General features: G+C 72.8%; 12 protein-coding genes. 5 read left to right on the forward strand and 7 right to left on the reverse strand.

Going from position 1 to position 13,816, the window contains the following annotated elements; all coding sequences use genetic code 11:
• Positions 1 to 7: 7 nt before the first annotated feature.
• The 5 genes from GT358_RS01120 to GT358_RS01140 form a co-directional block, all read right to left on the reverse strand.
• On the reverse strand, positions 8 to 781 hold the full coding sequence (locus tag GT358_RS01120; protein ID WP_166580725.1) for a DUF4167 domain-containing protein: 774 nt from the start codon (positions 779 to 781) through the stop codon (positions 8 to 10).
• 239 nt (positions 782 to 1,020) lie between these two features.
• On the reverse strand, positions 1,021 to 1,854 hold the full coding sequence (gene prmC / locus GT358_RS01125) for a peptide chain release factor N(5)-glutamine methyltransferase (RefSeq protein WP_166580726.1): 834 nt from the start codon (positions 1,852 to 1,854) through the stop codon (positions 1,021 to 1,023).
• On the reverse strand, positions 1,851 to 2,906 hold the full coding sequence (prfA, locus tag GT358_RS01130) for a peptide chain release factor 1 (protein ID WP_166580727.1): 1,056 nt from the start codon (positions 2,904 to 2,906) through the stop codon (positions 1,851 to 1,853). The genes prmC and prfA overlap by 4 nt, the downstream gene beginning before the upstream one ends.
• Before the next feature lie 31 nt (positions 2,907 to 2,937).
• On the reverse strand, positions 2,938 to 3,252 hold the full coding sequence (locus GT358_RS01135) for a hypothetical protein (RefSeq protein WP_166580728.1): 315 nt from the start codon (positions 3,250 to 3,252) through the stop codon (positions 2,938 to 2,940).
• A complete protein-coding gene (locus GT358_RS01140) occupies positions 3,249 to 6,029 on the reverse strand; it encodes a glutamine-synthetase adenylyltransferase (protein WP_166581059.1) in 2,781 nt (926 codons plus the stop codon). The genes GT358_RS01135 and GT358_RS01140 overlap by 4 nt, the downstream gene beginning before the upstream one ends.
• A gap of 170 nt (positions 6,030 to 6,199) precedes the next feature.
• Between GT358_RS01140 and GT358_RS01145 the strand changes: the two genes are divergently transcribed.
• The 5 genes from GT358_RS01145 (at position 6,200) to GT358_RS01165 (ending at position 10,430) form a co-directional block, all read left to right on the forward strand.
• Positions 6,200 to 6,697: a DUF2852 domain-containing protein gene (locus tag GT358_RS01145; RefSeq protein WP_166580729.1), complete on the forward strand. Its 498-nt coding sequence runs from the start codon at positions 6,200 to 6,202 to the stop codon at positions 6,695 to 6,697.
• A gap of 116 nt (positions 6,698 to 6,813) precedes the next feature.
• Positions 6,814 to 7,257 (forward strand): RDD family protein, encoded by a 444-nt coding sequence (locus GT358_RS01150; protein WP_166580730.1) that lies wholly within the window; start codon positions 6,814 to 6,816, stop codon positions 7,255 to 7,257.
• 107 nt (positions 7,258 to 7,364) lie between these two features.
• Positions 7,365 to 8,183 (forward strand): arginyltransferase, encoded by an 819-nt coding sequence (locus tag GT358_RS01155; RefSeq protein ID WP_166580731.1) that lies wholly within the window; start codon positions 7,365 to 7,367, stop codon positions 8,181 to 8,183.
• Positions 8,184 to 8,290: 107 nt separating this feature from the next.
• The gene (locus tag GT358_RS01160; RefSeq protein ID WP_166580732.1) at positions 8,291 to 8,830 is read left to right on the forward strand and encodes a TRAP transporter small permease subunit; all 540 of its coding nucleotides are present in this window, start codon (positions 8,291 to 8,293) and stop codon (positions 8,828 to 8,830) included.
• A 10-nt stretch (positions 8,831 to 8,840) separates the two neighbouring features.
• Positions 8,841 to 10,430: a TRAP transporter large permease subunit gene (locus GT358_RS01165; protein WP_166580733.1), complete on the forward strand. Its 1,590-nt coding sequence runs from the start codon at positions 8,841 to 8,843 to the stop codon at positions 10,428 to 10,430.
• A gap of 61 nt (positions 10,431 to 10,491) precedes the next feature.
• Here GT358_RS01165 and GT358_RS01170 read toward each other — a convergent pair whose 3' ends face one another.
• Complete coding sequence (locus GT358_RS01170) at positions 10,492 to 11,589, reverse strand: TRAP transporter substrate-binding protein (protein ID WP_166580734.1); 1,098 nt, start codon at positions 11,587 to 11,589, stop codon at positions 10,492 to 10,494.
• A gap of 176 nt (positions 11,590 to 11,765) precedes the next feature.
• A complete protein-coding gene (locus GT358_RS01175; RefSeq protein ID WP_166580735.1) occupies positions 11,766 to 13,733 on the reverse strand; it encodes a PhoX family phosphatase in 1,968 nt (655 codons plus the stop codon).
• Positions 13,734 to 13,816 lie beyond the last annotated feature (83 nt).

The following is a 13,816-nucleotide window of genomic DNA, read 5'->3' on the forward strand; positions in this document are numbered from 1 at the left end:
GGACGCGCTATTCGGCGGCGTCCTGTTCCGGCGCGGGCGCCGCCTTGGGGGTCCGGGGGCGACGAGGACGACGCGCCGGCTTGGCGGCGGGCGCGGACAGATCGGCCGGCTCGGGGGCGGCCTCGGCGGCCGTCCCGGGCGTGGCCGCCTCGGACGGGGCGGCCGGCGCCGGGGCGGGCTGATCGTCGGGGCGGTGTCCCCGGTCCTCCGGCGTCTCGACCAGGGCTGCGGCGGGCTGATCGTCCTCGGGCTCGGCCACCATCACCGGAAACAGGGGCTGGGCGAGAAATCCGGCCCCGAACCCGTCGGGCGCCGCCTCGCGGTGACGCCCGCGCCGGTCCCGCCGCTCCTCGCGCCGCTCGTCCGGACGACGGTCGTCGGCGCGCCGCTCCTCGGGACGGCGCTCCGCAAAGGGGTCGCGCTCGCCGCGATCGCGCTGAAGGGCTTCGCGGCTGGCCTCGAACTGGCGTTCGCGCTCGGCCTGACGCTCGCGGTGCCACTGCTCCTGCTCCTCGCGCGCGCGCTCGATGTCGCGCTGCGCCTCGGCGAGAAGGCGGGTGTAATGCTCGGCATGCTGGGCGAAGTTCTCCGCGCCCACCCGGTCGCCCGCCAGCTGCGCGTCACGGTGAAGCTGGAGATACTTCTCGATGATCTGCGCAGGGGTGCCGCGGACCTTTCCTTCGGGCCCCGAACTGTCGAAGACGCGATTGATGATGTTGCCGCCCGAGGGACGGTTCTGGCGGTTCTGCTTGTTGCGCTGCCGCTGCTTGGAAGATCGCATGAGGGATCCGGGGCCTGCCTGTTCGGTTCGAGTCGGAACGCTCGGGGTCCGATCACGCTTCGGGGGCGCCCAGACCCGGCGGATCGGCCAGAGTGTGATGACCGTGCTGGAGCGGGCACCGATAAGGGGCAGGACATCCATCGCCGCCCGCAGCCCGTCCGACGCGCGCCACTAAGCACGGCGTGCCGCGGAGGGCAAGGGCAAATCGCAGGCCCCCGCCGCGCCGCGCGCGGCCGGGCTCAGGCGCGGCGGAACAGGCACACCCGCGCGCGGCCGTCCAGATCGCGGCGCACCCCCTCGTCCCGCAGCCCGGCCCGTCGCGCCAGGGCCGCCACCGCCTCCGCCTGCCCCGATCCGATCTCGAGCAGAAGCCGCCCTCCCGGCGCCAGCCGCCCGGCCGCTCCGGCCAGGATCGCGCGGTAGGCCCCCAGCCCGTCGCCTCCGTCGGTCAGCGCGAGCGTCGGCTCCCACTCGCGCACCTCGGGCGCAAGGGCGGGCAGATCGGCCGCCGGGATATAGGGCGGGTTCGAGACGACCAGATCGAAGGGCCCCTCCACCCCCTCCCACCAGTCCGCCCGGCGAAAGGTCGCACGGACCCGGACGCCGTGCCGGTCCGCATTGCCGCGCGCCACCTCCAGGGCCGCCTCCGACAGGTCCGTGCCCAGGCCCGTCGTCGCCGGACGCTCCGCCAGGAGCGTCACGAGCAGGCACCCGCTTCCCGTTCCCAGATCCGCCAGCCGGACAAAGGGCGCCTCCAGCGCCGCGGCGACCAGCGTTTCCGTCTCGGGACGAGGGTCCAGCACGTCCGGCGTGACGCGGAACGGCCGCCCCCAGAACAGCCGCTCGCCCAGGATCTGGCCCATCGGCTGGCGCCGGGTCCGGCGGTCGAGCAGCGCCGCAAAGGCCGAAGCCGCCACGGCATCCACCGGATCGGCCAGGCGCAGCGTCAGGCGGCCGGGCTCGACCCCCAGCGCGGCGGCCAGCAGACGGCGCGCATCGCCCGCGGCCGAGTCCACCCCGGCCGCGCGCAGCCGGGCCGCGCCCTCGGCCAGCAGGGCCGCCCCGTCGGTCATCCCGAGAGCCCCGCCAGCGCCTCGGCCTGCGCCGCGGCCGAGAGCGCGTCGATGACCTCGTCCAGATCGCCGTCCAGCACCTCGCCCAGCCGATAGAGCGTGAGCCCGATGCGGTGGTCGGTCAGACGGCCCTGCGGCACGTTGTAGGTGCGGATGCGCTCGCTGCGGTCGCCCGATCCCACCTGCGCGCGCCGGTCCGCCGCCCGCGCCCCCTCGGCGCGGGCGCGCTCCATCTCGAACAGCCGCGCGCGCAGCACCTGCATGGCGAGGTCGCGGTTGCGGTGCTGGGACTTCTGCGAGGAGGTGACCACGATCCCGGTAGGCAGGTGGGTGATCCGCACGGCCGAGTCGGTCGTGTTGACGTGCTGCCCCCCCGCCCCAGAGGAGCGCATCGTGTCGATGCGCAGGTCGGCCGGGTCGATGGCCACCTCGACCTCCTCGGCCTCGGGCAGCACCGCGACCGTGGCGGCCGAGGTGTGGATGCGCCCGCCCGACTCGGTCTCGGGGACGCGCTGGACGCGGTGGACGCCGGATTCGTACTTGAGGCGCGCGAACACCCCCTCGCCGGCGACGCGCACGACCAGCTCGCGCAGACCGCCCAGATCGGTCGGCTGCTCCTCGATCACGTCCCAGGACCAGCCCCGCCGCTCGGCATAGCGCTGGTACATCCGCGCGAGGTCGGCGGCGAACAGCGCGGCCTCCTCGCCCCCGGTGCCGGGCCGGATCTCGAGCATCGCGGGCCGGGCATCGGCCGCGTCCTTGGGCAGCAGTTCCAGCCGGAGGCGCCGCTCGGCCTCCTCCAGCCGGGCGCGCAGGGCGGGCAGCTCCTCCTCGGCCAGCGGGCGCATCTCGGGGTCCGCCAGCATGGCCTCGGCCGCCGCGATCTCGGAGCCGAGCGCGCGCCAGGCGGCGGCGGCCTCCACCACGGGCCGCAGCGCCGACCACTCGCGCGAGACGGCCGCGATCTCGGCCGCCGGCAGGGGCTCCTGCATGCGGGCTTCCAGAAAGGCGAACCGCTCGGCAACGGCGGACAGACGGTCTTCGGGGATCATGCGCCGCCTGTCGCGCCGGACGGCGCGAGGGTCAAGGGGGGGCGCCTCCACCCTCCGGCGCGCCGCCCGCCGGGCCGAGCCGCGCGCGCCGCCCGCCCCGCCGGCCCGGCGCGGGCGCGGGCGCGGCGGCCTCCGACAGGACGGCGGTCATCGGATGGCCTTCGCGCCCGTGCCGAGCGAGGCAGGCGCGCGCCGCCGCCTCCACCGCCGTGCCCTCCGGCAGCGACAGGGCCCAGTCCAGGAAGATCGACCGGCATTCCGGCGCCGTGATCCCCTCGATCGCATAGGCTTCCCGGACGAGGCCCTTGGGGTCGTGGGGATCGCGCGCCCTTTCCGTCCCACTCATGCCGCCGCCTCCGCCAGAACTCCGCCGATCACGCGGTCGGCCGCCGCCGTCGCCTCCGCGAGGCGGTCCGCCAGATCCCCGAGGCTCTCCGCCCCCGTCTCGCGCAGCAGGAAGCGCCGCCCCCCCTCGCCAATGCGGTCGGGGTCGAGAGCGTCCGGGGTCAGCAGCCGCGCCGCCGCCTGCACGCGCCAGAGCAGCCGTTCGGAGGCGAGCAGCCGCTCCGCCTCGGCCGGGGGCAGCAGCCCCGCCTCCACCCCGGCCCGGACCTGCCCGGCCGTGCTCCGCTCGGCCGAGCCCGCCCGCAGCGCGAGACCCTGGGCGAACAGGTCCACGTCGCGCAGCCGTCCCGGGCCCACCTTGGCGTCCCAGGCGCCCTCCGCCCCCCCATGCGCGGCGAGGCGGGCGCGCATCGCGGCCACGTCCGGCAGCACGCGCCGGTCGCCGCGCCGGCCCGCGATCAGGTCCTGCCGGAACGCCTCGACTGCCATGCCCAACTCCTCCCACTCGCCCGTCCCCGCCACCACGCGCGCGCGCGTCAGCGCCAGGTGCTCCCAGGTCCAGGCCTCGTGGCGCTGGTAATCGCGGAAGGCGGTCCAGGAGGTGGCCACCGGCCCCTGCCGCCCGGAGGGGCGCAGCCGCATGTCCACCGCATAGAGCCGCCCCTCGGCCATCTGCGCGGAGAGCGCCGTCACCAGCGCCTGCGTGAGGCGCGCGAAATAGGTCCGCGGCGGCAGCGGGCGCGGCCCGTCCGACGCCTCTCCGGGCGCGTCGTAGATCAGGATGAGATCGAGGTCTGAGGCCGCGTTGAGCCGCTCGGCGCCCAGCGACCCCATCCCCAGCGCCACGGCCGCCCAGCCCGGCCCCCCGCCGTGGCGGCGCGCGAAATCGGCGGCGACCAGCGGCAGGATGCGGCCCAGCACGGCGCCCGCCAGGTCGGCATAGAGGCGTCCCGCCTCCTCGGCATCGATCAGGCCCTGAAGGTGGTGGACGCCCACGCGGAACCACCATTCCTTGCTCCAGCGCCGTGCCGCGACCAGCGCGGCCTCGTAGTCCGCGGCCTCCCCCACCACCCGGCCCAGCGCGGTCTCGAGCGCCTCCCGCCCCGGCCACGGCTCCCAGAAGCCCCCGCCGATCACGGCGTCGAGGACCCCGGCATTGCGCGAGAGATAGCGCGCGAGCGCAGGCGAGGTCGCGGCGATCTCGGCGATCAGGCGCAGCAGGTCCGGGTTGGCCTCGAACAGCGCAAAGAGCTGCACCCCCGCCGGCAGACCGGCGAGAAAGCCGTCGAAGCTCGCCAGTGCCTCCTCGGGGCGGGCGGCCTCGCGCAGGCGGCGCAGGATCTCGGGGCGCAGGCGGCCGAAGATCTCGACCGCCCGCTGCGAGCGCAGGGCCGCATAGCGCGGCCAGCGCGCCGTCACCTCGGCGCCCCAGTCGTCCTCCGCCGCGGCCGGCGCCGCAGGGCCGGGTGCGAAGAACCCTTCGGTGAGCGCATCCACCTCCTCGAGGCGCGCGCGCAGGTCGCGCCGGAGCGCCCCCTCCTCCTCGCCCGCCAGCGCGGCCAGGCGCGCCCAGCCCTCGGGCGCGGCGGGAAGCTGATGGGTCTGGGCATCCGCGATCATCTGGACGCGGTGCTCCATCTCGCGCAGCCGCGCGTAATGGGCCGAGAGCGTCTGCGTCACCCCTTCGGGCACCCAGCCCGCCGCCGAGAGCCGCCGCAGCGCCTCGAGGGTGCCGCGCACGCGCAGCGAGGGGTCGCGCCCGCCCGCGATGAGCTGGCGCGTCTGGGCGAAGAACTCGATCTCGCGGATGCCGCCGCGGCCCAGCTTCAGGTCGTGCCCGTCGAGCGCGAGCGGCCCGTGCAGCCCGCGATGGTCGCGGATGCGCAGCCGGATGTCGTGCGCGTCCCGGATGGCGGCAAAGTCGAGGTGGCGCCGCCAGACGAAGGGGCGCAGCGCATCGAGGAACCGGTCGCCGGCCGCGCGGTCGCCCCCGCAGGGCCGCGCCTTGATATAGGCCGCGCGCTCCCAGGTGCGGCCCAGGCTCTCGTAGTAGGATTCGGCCGCGGCCATGCCGAGGCAGACGGGCGTCACCGCCGCGTCGGGCCGGAGCCGCAGGTCCACGCGAAAGACATAGCCCTCTGCCGTGCGGTCCTGCAGCAGCGCGCAGAGCGCGCGGGCGACGCGGACGAAGCCCGCCCGCGCGGCGGCGAAGTCGTCCTCCCGCACCGCCGCCTCGTCGAACAGCAGCACGAGGTCGATGTCGCTCGAATAGTTGAGTTCGAACGCCCCCATCTTGCCCATGGCGAGCGCGACCATCCCCCCGGCCTCGGCCTCCGGCCGGACGGGCAGCCGCCCCCGGCCCGCCACCTCCGCGACCAGCAGCCGCAGGCTGCGGTCCACCGCGAGGTCGGCCAGCCGCGTCAGCGCGCCCGTCGCCTCCCCCAGGCTCCAGCCTCCGCCCAGATCCATCAGCGCCGTCAGCAGGCCGACACGCCGCTTGGCCTGCCGCAGCGCGGGGCCGAGCGCCCGCCCCTCTGCCGCCCCCGCCTCGGCCAGCGCGGCCTCCAGCGCTCCCTCGGGGTCGTCGAGCGCGACGGCGATCCAGTCCCCCTCCCGCAGCAGGAGCTGCGCCAGATGCGGGCTGGAGCCGGCCGCGCCGCGGACGATCTCCGCCACGGCCCCGTCCAGCGCGGGCAGACGCAGCAGCGCCTCGCGCCCGAGCGCGGCATCGAAGGGACGCGGGGCGCGCGTGGCGCGGGCGGCGAGCGGACGGGCCATGGGCGCGAGATTGGAGGGGCCCTCGCGCAGGGTCAACGTCAGGCGCACCGGCGTCGGACCGCCCGCATGTCAAAAACCTTCACATGCCGTCTTGAAAGGCTCGTCCCGGCATCCCAGTTGCGTGATGTGAAGGACATTCACATCAACCCCGCCCCGAAGGAGACCGCCGCATGAGCACCACCGACCTCTCCTCCGCCGCCGTCGTGCGGCGCGACCTGTCCGGTCCCGCCTGGTTCCTCCAGGGGGTGGACTGGCTGGATGCGCGCGGCCGCTGGGCCTGGCTCGTCCTGATGATCGTCGGCTTTGTGGTCTTCTGGCCGATCGGTCTGGCCGTTCTCGCCTACATGATCTGGAGCAAGCGCATGTTCGGACCCTCGTCCACCGCCCTCGACCGCCGCCGCAACGGGTGCGCCTCGCGCCGGAGCCGCCAGGAGGCCTGGGAGATGGCCCGGACCGCCCTGCGCCCCTCCGGCAATGCCGCCTTCGATGCCTACAAGGCCGAGACGCTGCGCCGGCTCGAGGAGGAGCAGCGCGCCTTCGAGGAATTCCTCGCCCGCCTGCGCGAGGCCAAGGACAAGGCCGAGTTCGACCAGTTCATGGAGGACCGCGCCCGCCGCGCGCGCGAGGCCGACCCGCGCCCCGAGGACGACCGGCCCGACGCGGCCTGACCTTCCGCGATCCCCGGCGCCCCGCCCCTTGCGCGGGCGGGTCCCCGGCCCCACCTGAGCCAGCCCCGGCCGCCGGCCGGGGCCTTCGCGTCCCCAGGAGCCGCCCAGGAGCCGCCATGTCCGCCACTCTTCTCGGCCTGCCCGATCCGGTCCGCGAGCCCGACTTCTACCGGGGCGTCGCCGCCAAGCGCGCGCTCGCCTGGGTCGTGGATGCCACGATCACCTTCGGGCTCTGCCTGCTCGTGCTGCCCTTGACCGCCTTCACGGCGCTGTTCTGGTGGCCCGTGCTGTGGATGATCGTGGGCTTTCTCTATCGCTGGGCGACGCTCTCCTCCGGGTCGGCCACCTGGGGCATGCGCGTGATGGCGATCACGATCCGCGGGCCGGACGGGGCCCGGCTCGACCCCGTCACGGCCTTCCTGCACACGCTCGGCTATACGGTCTCTGTGGCGCTGGTGCCGCTCCAGATCCTGTCGGCCGCGCTGATGGTGGGGCTCGGCCGCGGACAGGGCCTGACCGACCTCGTGCTGGGGACGGCAGCAATCAACCGCCCGGCCTGAGCGCGGACGGGCAGAGACCCCCGGCTGCCCCTTGGCGGACCGCCGGGGGCGCGCTAGCATCCCCCGGACGCCCCCGACACAGCCGGTCCCGGAACGCCCGACGCCCGATGCGCCACTCGCTCCCTCTCGCGCCGCAATTCTACGTCACGGCACCGCAGCCCTGCCCCTATCTCGACAACCGCATGGAGCGCAAGCTCTTTACGGCGCTGGGCGGCGACGGGGCCGAACGGCTCAACGACGCGCTCTCCAAGCAGGGCTTCCGCCGCAGCCAGAACGTCCTCTACCGGCCCTCCTGCGCCGATTGCCAGGCCTGCTATTCGGCCCGCATCCGCGCCGCCGACTTCGCCCCCTCGCGCTCGCAGGCGCGCGTGCTGCGCCGCAATGCCGGGCTGCGCCGCCGCGCCGTCTCCCCCTGGGCCACCGAGGAGCAGTTCGCCCTCTTCCGGCGCTATCTCGACAGCCGCCACGCCACCGGCGGCATGGCCGACATGGACATCTTCGAATTCGCCGCCATGATCGAGGAGACGCCCGTGCGCACGCGGCTGGTGGAATACCGCGACGGCAGCGGCGTCCTGCGCGCGGTCTGCCTCACGGACGTGCTCGATGACGGGCTGTCCATGGTCTATTCGTTCTTCGACCCGGACCTCGAACGGGACTCGCCGGGAACCTTCATCATCCTCGACCATGTCAGCCTCGCGCGCGAGCTCGACCTTCCCTTCGTCTATCTGGGCTACTGGGTGCCCGGCAGCGCCAAGATGGGCTACAAGTCGCGCTTCGGGGCGCTCGAGGTGTACAAGGCCGGGCGCTGGCAGCCGATCGGCGACCCGGCCTCCTATGCCACCAGCATCCACCCCCTCTCCGTCGATCCCATCGCCGAGCAGGTGGCCCGGATCCAGCTTCCCGACGGCCGCGCCCCCCGCCGCTGACCGCGCCCCTTCCTGACCTTGCGACAAGGGTTCTACGCTGCTGTTGACGCCTCGCGCCCCCGCATGACACTGGCGCGCAGATCCGCCGCGGTCGGAGGGAGGGGGACTTGGGCGCGCTTCTGGCACTCTCGCGCGGGATCGACCGCGTCACCATCGCGCTGGGACGCATCGCGGCAGTCCTCGTGCTGGCCGCCGCGCTGATCAGCGCGGGCAACGCCACCTCGCGCTACCTGTTCGCGCTCAGCTCCAACGCCTGGCTGGAGATCCAGTGGTACCTGTTCGGCGGCATCATCATGCTCGCCGCGGCCGAGACGCTGCGCCAGAACGGCCATGTGCGCGTGGACCTCATCTATTCCAACATCTCCGAGCGCAAGCGCCTCTGGATCGACATCGTCGGCATCCTCGTCTTTCTTCTGCCCTTCTCGATCTTCCTGGCCTGGCTGTGCTGGCCCGTGGCGTGGGGTGCGTTCCAGCGGGGCGAGATGTCGTCGAACTCGGGCGGGCTGATCCGCTGGCCGGTTCGCACGATCATCGCGCTGGGCTTCACGCTGGTCGCCGTGCAGGGCGTCTCCGAGCTCATCAAGCGGATCGCGGCCCTGCGCGGCACGATCCGGCTCGATCTCTCCTACGAAAAGCCCCAGCAGTAAGGGTCCCCCGATGTTCGAGTACGGCCCCCTGCCGCCGCTGATGTTCCTGAGCATGGTCGCCTTCATGCTCTACGGCTTCCCGGTGGCCTTTTCCCTCGGCGCGGTGGGGCTGACCTTCGGGCTGATCGGCATCGCCACGGACCATTTCGCGCCGACCTTCCTCAACGCGCTCCCCCACCGGGTGTTCGGGATCGTCTCCAACGACATCCTGCTCGCCATTCCCTTCTTCACCTTCATGGGTGCGATCCTCGAGCGCGCGGGCCTCGCCGAGGACCTGCTCGAGGGCACCGGCAAGCTCTTCGGGCGCATTCCCGGCGGGCTTGCCTATGCGGTCATCCTGGTGGGCGCGATCCTGGGGGCGATGACGGGGACCGTCGCGGCCTCGGTGCTGACGATGGGCGTGATCTCGCTGCCGATCATGCTGCGCTACGGCTACTCGCAGAAGCTCGCCACCGGAGTGATCGCAGCCTCGGGGACGATCGCGCAGCTCATCCCGCCCTCGCTCGTGCTCATCATCCTCGCCGACCAGCTCGGCAAGCCGGTGGGGCAGATGTATCTGGGCGCCTTCGGGCCCGCGGGGATGCAGGTCCTGCTGTTCCTGCTCTTCGTGCTGGCGGTCTCGTTGGTCCGCCCCAACCTCGTGCCGCCCTTGCCGCCGGAGGTGCGGGGGGACCTGACCTTCGCCCTCGTGCTGCGGGTCCTGTGGGGGATCGTGCCGCCGCTCGTGCTGATCTTCCTCGTGCTGGGGACGATCTTCCTCGGGCTGGCCACGCCGACCGAGTCGGGCGCGCTGGGCGTGGTCGGCGCGCTCGTGCTCGCGGCGATGAACCGGCGGCTCTCCTGGCCGCTCGTGTCCCAGGCGATGGCCACGACCGCCCGGATCACGGCGATGGTCGTGTTCATCCTGATCGGCGCCTCCATCTTCACGCTGGTCTTCCAGGGCATGGACGGCGGCCGCTGGATCGAGCACCTCCTGTCGCACCTGCCCGGCGGCCAGCTCGGGTTCCTGATCTTCGTCAACGTCTTCATCTTCTTCCTGGCCTTCTTTCTCGACTTCTTCGAGATCGCCTTCATCGTCGTGCCGCTGCTCGCGCCGGTGGCCCAGAGCCTCGGGATCGACCTGATCTGGTTCGGGGTGCTGCTCTGCGTGAACATGCAGACGGCCTTTATGCACCCGCCCTTCGGCTTCGCCCTGTTCTACCTGCGCTCCATCACCCCGCCCGAGGTGCGCACCTCGCAGATCTATCTCGGGGCGCTGCCCTGGCTGGGGATGCAGCTCGCTCTGGTGGTCATCGTGATCTTCTGGCCGGGTCTCGTGACCGGCAACCTGTCCCAGGCGCCGCGCATCAACCTCGACGACGTGCGCATCGAGGTGCCCGGCTTCGCCCCCGGCGGCGGCCTCGGGGCACCGCCCGGTCTGGGGGCGCCGCCGGGACTGGGCGCGCCGCCGGGCCTGGCGGCGCCGGGCGCGGCCCTCCAGCCGGGCGCGGGGCCGGGCCAGCCTGCGCTCGGGCAACCCTCCTTCGGTCAGCCCCCCGCGGCAGCCCCGGCACCGGGAGCGCTGGGGCAGCCGCCCGCCCTTCTGGCCCCCCCGCCCTGAACGGCAATCCCCCGGAGGCGGGGCCTCCGGGGGGGCGGTCGCACGGCGGTCGCGGCGCGCGTCAGAGCGCGCCGGCGTTGGCCTTCACCATCAGGAACGTGTCGTAATTGTATTCGGCCACCTGCGCCCAGGTGTAGTGCGGGCCGCGGAACGCCTTGACCGAGTCCCACAGCGTCTTGAACTCGGGATACTGGGCTTCCATCTCGGCATAGACCGTGTTGGCGGCCTCGAAGCAGGCTTCCAGGATCTCGGGCGAGAAGGTGCGCAGCTGCGCGCCCTGCGCCACGAGTTCGCGGATCGCCGTCGGGTTCAGGTAGTCGTACTGCGCGAGCATGTTGGCATCCGCCGCCTGACAGGCCGTGCGCAGCAGCGACCGGTAATGCGCGGGCAGCTCGTCCCAGGCGGCGCGGCTGAACATGAAGTGGACCGTCGGCCCCCCTTCCCACCAGCCGGGATAGTAGTAGTAGGGCGCGACCTGCACGAAGCCCAGCTTGGCGTCGTCATAGGGACCGACCCATTCGGCCGCGTCGATCGTCCCGCGCTCGAGCGAGGAATAGATCTCGCCCCCGGCGATCTGCTGGGGCACCGCGCCCAGCCGCTCCATGACCTTGCCGGCAAAGCCGCCGATGCGGATCTTCAGCCCGTTGATGTCGTCGAGCGTGTTCACCTCGCGCCGGAACCAGCCGCCCATCTGGACGCCCGTGTTGCCGCCCGGAAAGCCGATCAGCCCCTGCTTGGCGTAGAACTCGTTGGTCAGGTCGATCCCGCCGCCGTGGTAGTGCCAGGCGTTCATCCCCCGCGCATTGAGCGAGAACGGGATCGCCGCCGGGACCGCCCAGGCCGGGTCCTTGCCCCAGTAGTAGTAGGAGACGGTGTGGCAGGCCTCCACCGTGCCTTCCATCACCGCATCGGCCGCCTGCAGGCCGGGGACCAGCTCTCCGGCCGCGAACACCTGCAGGTCGAAGGCCCCGTCCGTCGCCTCGCGCAGCATCCGCGACAGCGTCACCGCGCCGCCATAGATCGTGTCGAGCGAATTGGGGAACGACGAGGTCAGCCGCCAGCGGATGGCGGGATTGGACTGCGCCACCGCCGGCGCGGCCAGCGCGGCGGCCCCCGCCGCCCCCAGCCCCGCGCGGGTGAGGAACTTGCGACGATCCATCGAGAACACCTCCCTGAACGCCCCCCTCTGCGGGGGGGCAACCGTGGCGCCACCTTAGCGGCGGTCCGTCACCCCGCAAGCGCGGCGTGGCGTGCTGCCCTCGCGTCACGCGTCGCGCGGACGAAAAAGGGGGCGGCCCGGCGCCGGACCGCCCCTGCCGATCCGTCCGCCTGCCGTCAGGCGATCACGGCATTGTCGGCGCGCTTGATCGCCACGATGGCCGAGCGCGGCAGGCCGTGCCCGTCGGGCCAGTGGCCGCCCGGATGCTGGATGCCCGCAAAGATCGTGCGGCGGTCGGCCGAGAAGGCCATCCCCGTCACCTCGCACCCGTTCGGCCCGGTCAGGAAGCGCGCGATCTCGCCCGTCGCCGGGTCGCCCACCAGCATCTGGTTGTTGCCCATGCCGGCATAGTCGCCCTCGTTGCTGTCCTCGCCGTCGGTCTGGATCCAGACCAGGCCCTTGCTGTCGAACATCATCCCGTCGGGCGAGTTGAACATGTTGCCCGGCGTGACATTGGGGCTGCCGGCATAGGGGCTGTCGGGATGGACCTCGGGATTGCCCGCCATCACGTAGAGATCCCAGGTGAAGCCCTCGGCCGCATGGTCCTGCCCGTCGGGATACCAGCGGACGATCTGGCCGTAGAGGTTCTCGTCCCGCGGGTTGGGGCTGTTCTCGACGGCCTCCATCGGGTCGCCGCCGCGGTTGGTGGCGCCGGGCTTGCGGCGGCTGTTGTTGGTCAGGCAGCAATAGGCCTCGGCCGCCAGCGGGTTGACCGCGACCCATTCGGGCCGGTCCATCGTCGTCGCCCCCACGGCCGAGGCGGCCTGACGGGTCCAGATGTGGATCAGCGCCCGGTCCATCCCCGTCGCCTCCGGCGTGAGCGCAAGCCAGGTTCCCGTCCCGTCGGGGTCGAAGCGCGCCACATAGAGCTGGCCCTCGTCGAGCAGCGTGTCGGTGTTCCCGCCGGGCACATAGGGATCGCGCGAGACGTACTTGTAGAGGAACTCGCCCCGCTCGTCGTCGCCCAGATAGACGACCACCCGTCCGTCGCGCGCGATCACCAGAGCCGCGTTCTCGTGCTTGATGCGGCCCAGCGCGGTGCGCTTGACAGGAACCGAATCGGGCTTGGACGGGTCGATCTCCACGACATAGCCGTGGCGGTTGGGCTCGTTGGGATTCTTGGCGATGTCGAATCGCGGGTCGAACATCTCGTAGCCGTAGCCCGAGCTCGTGCCGATCCCGTAGCGGTCGAAGCCCTCGGGCAGCGTCAGGTCGGGGTCGGAGGAGCCGAAATAGCCGTTGAAATTCTCCTCGCAGGTCAGATAGGTGCCCCAGGGCGTCCGGCCCGAGCCGCAATTGTTGAGCGTGCCCAGCACGTTGAGCCCTTCGGGATCGGCCTCGGTGCGCAGCAGCTCGTGCCCGGCGGCCGGCCCGCTCAGGCGCATGGGCGTGTTGTGGTCGATGCGGCGGTTGAAGGGGCTGTCCACCACGATCGCCCAGCCGTCCGGCCCCTCGGCCAGTTCCACGACGCTGACGCCCTGCACCGCCTGCGCCTTGGCCACCTCCTCGGCCGAGGCAGGCAGGATGCGGTAGTCGAGCGCCGCCGCGCGCTCCTCCTCGGTGGTCGCGGCCGCGGCCTTGGCCTCGGCCTCGGCGGCCAGACGGGCGGCCGTCTCGGGCAGCAGCGTGTCGAGGTTGGTGTATTCGTGGTTCACGCACAGGACCTGATGCTCGCCGATGGTGAACATCTCCATCCCGTCGGTGTTGTCGCCCACCGCGCGGCGCGTCGATTCGGCGGTGCCGCCGGTCGCGTGGTCGAAGGCCGGCGCGTCCGAGAACAGCGGATCGCCCCAGCGCAGCAGCACCTGATGCGTGTAGCCTTCGGGGACATGGACCTCGAAATCGGTTGCGATCGGAATGGGCGTGAAGCCGAAGCGCGACACGGTCTGCGCCTGGGCCGAGGTCGTGCCGAGCAGACCCATCGCCGCCGCGCCGGACCCGAAGGCGATCACGCCCCCCAGGAACCCGCGGCGCGAGATGGCCTCCTCCACCACGCGGTCGAAATCCACCGTCTCGGGGGCGGGACGGATCTGCTCGTCGCGCGCATCCCAGTCGATCAGGAATCGGCTGCGGTCGTGATGCATGGCTGGCTCCCCTCGCAAAGCTCTGCGCGCCCGGCGCTACCCTCCTCGCGTGACAGTTGGGTGACAGGACGCGGATGCCCTCG

Origin of the sequence: Rubellimicrobium sp. CFH 75288 (assembly GCF_009904055.1) — a bacterium.
In the GTDB taxonomy this organism is placed as follows: Bacteria; Pseudomonadota; Alphaproteobacteria; order Rhodobacterales; family Rhodobacteraceae; genus Rubellimicrobium.

Bases quoted from the DNA above. Each gene is read 5' to 3' on its own strand.
- GT358_RS01170 (WP_166580734.1), bottom strand. From the start codon at position 11,589: ATGGATCGTCGCAAGTTCCTCACCCGCGCGGGGCTGGGGGCGGCGGGG.
- GT358_RS01150 (WP_166580730.1), top strand. From the start codon at position 6,814: ATGTCCGCCACTCTTCTCGGCCTGCCCGATCCGGTCCGCGAGCCCGAC.
- GT358_RS01155 (WP_166580731.1), top strand. From the start codon at position 7,365: ATGCGCCACTCGCTCCCTCTCGCGCCGCAATTCTACGTCACGGCACCG.
- GT358_RS01120 (WP_166580725.1), bottom strand. From the start codon at position 781: ATGCGATCTTCCAAGCAGCGGCAGCGCAACAAGCAGAACCGCCAGAAC.
- GT358_RS01135 (WP_166580728.1), bottom strand. From the start codon at position 3,252: ATGAGTGGGACGGAAAGGGCGCGCGATCCCCACGACCCCAAGGGCCTC.
- GT358_RS01145 (WP_166580729.1), top strand. From the start codon at position 6,200: ATGAGCACCACCGACCTCTCCTCCGCCGCCGTCGTGCGGCGCGACCTG.
- prfA (WP_166580727.1), bottom strand. From the start codon at position 2,906: ATGATCCCCGAAGACCGTCTGTCCGCCGTTGCCGAGCGGTTCGCCTTT.
- prmC (WP_166580726.1), bottom strand. From the start codon at position 1,854: ATGACCGACGGGGCGGCCCTGCTGGCCGAGGGCGCGGCCCGGCTGCGC.
- GT358_RS01175 (WP_166580735.1), bottom strand. From the start codon at position 13,733: ATGCATCACGACCGCAGCCGATTCCTGATCGACTGGGATGCGCGCGAC.
- GT358_RS01140 (WP_166581059.1), bottom strand. From the start codon at position 6,029: ATGGCCCGTCCGCTCGCCGCCCGCGCCACGCGCGCCCCGCGTCCCTTC.
- GT358_RS01165 (WP_166580733.1), top strand. From the start codon at position 8,841: ATGTTCGAGTACGGCCCCCTGCCGCCGCTGATGTTCCTGAGCATGGTC.